The sequence below is a fragment of the Pseudoalteromonas sp. 2CM28B genome (assembly GCF_023161935.1).
In genome coordinates this window covers 1-1,177 of record NZ_JALNTH010000096.1, presented here as the reverse complement: position 1 = coordinate 1,177, position 1,177 = coordinate 1, and the positions used below count along the sequence as shown (strand labels likewise).

The following is a 1,177-nucleotide window of genomic DNA, read 5'->3' as shown; positions in this document are numbered from 1 at the left end:
TCGGTGTGTCAGAGTTGGTGTTGTTTATGCTATGGGAATTTGCTTTTTGGAGGCTCTCACTTTCCTAGCTGATTTAATCAGCTTAGCTAGTGTTATGTAAGCTTTCCCTGCATTGCTCAGCGCTTATTATGTATTCATTACACCTAAATTTGCCTTAATAAGCAATTATATTTTTTACACGTACAGAGGCCGCTAGCCTGAGCAGTTAAGCAGGTTAACTAATTGATTTTAAGCAGCTACCTAGCTGCTAACTCGTTCGCTCTACTTTGGTCCTTGTTTCATATAACTGGAATACGCCAATTAACCGCAAGATACCTGCCTTACAATGCTGGCAAGGCCAATGCGGTATCAGTGTTACGTTTTCTGTCTTTAGCTTCTCCACTTTACCTCTGTGTGATTCTTGTGACCTTATTAATGCTAACTTTCGCTTGCGACACGCATTAGCTAAAAAGCCATAGTGGCGAATGCGCATAAACCCTTTAGGCAATACATGTTGAAAGTAGCGCCGTAAAAATTCATTACAACTCAGAGTCATGACTTTATCGCGGTTGTTATCTGCATAATCGCGGTATTTAAAGCTCACTGTTTCTTCAGTCGCTGACACTAATCGCGATTCTGACATCACGCCTTTTCGGGTATAACGAGCAAGGTAACTAACTAGCTTTTCACTGTACGTTAAACAGGCTTTGCTATACACGCACCATTTGGTTGGGGTGTTTATCTTCGCGAATGAACTATCGCATTCATTAAGCGCCGCCAGCATTTTCCCTCTGAACACTGTTGATAATGCTTTAACGGGGTATAAATAGCCTTTTTCTATTTCATGCCAGTGTGCTTTATCAAGCGCACCTGCGGGTATCAAACAATGCAAGTGGATATGCTGACCTAAGTTTTGCCCCCACGTATGCAGTACACTTGTCATGCCTAACTGACCATGCCTCTTTCGTTTCGCAAATTTACTCAGCGTTTGCCATGTGGCTTTGAATAAACACTGATACAACGCGTTTGGGTTGTAGTGCGCAATGATATTCAACTCATGCGGGAGTGTAAAAACAAGGTGGAAATACCGACATGGTAATAAATCCTCCTGCTGTTTTTGCACCCATTTAGCCGTAGCCATGCCTTGGCAACGCGGACAATGACGGTCTCGACAGCTACATCCAATCTTTTGCGACTC

At 42.9% G+C, this 1,177-nt stretch carries 1 protein-coding gene; it reads right to left on the bottom strand.

What is annotated here, in order from left to right; genetic code table 11:
- Nucleotides 1-247: 247 nt before the first annotated feature.
- Nucleotides 248-1,177 (bottom strand): transposase (locus MTN96_RS36770; RefSeq protein ID WP_248534834.1); only part of this gene is annotated, 930 nt, incomplete at its 5' end.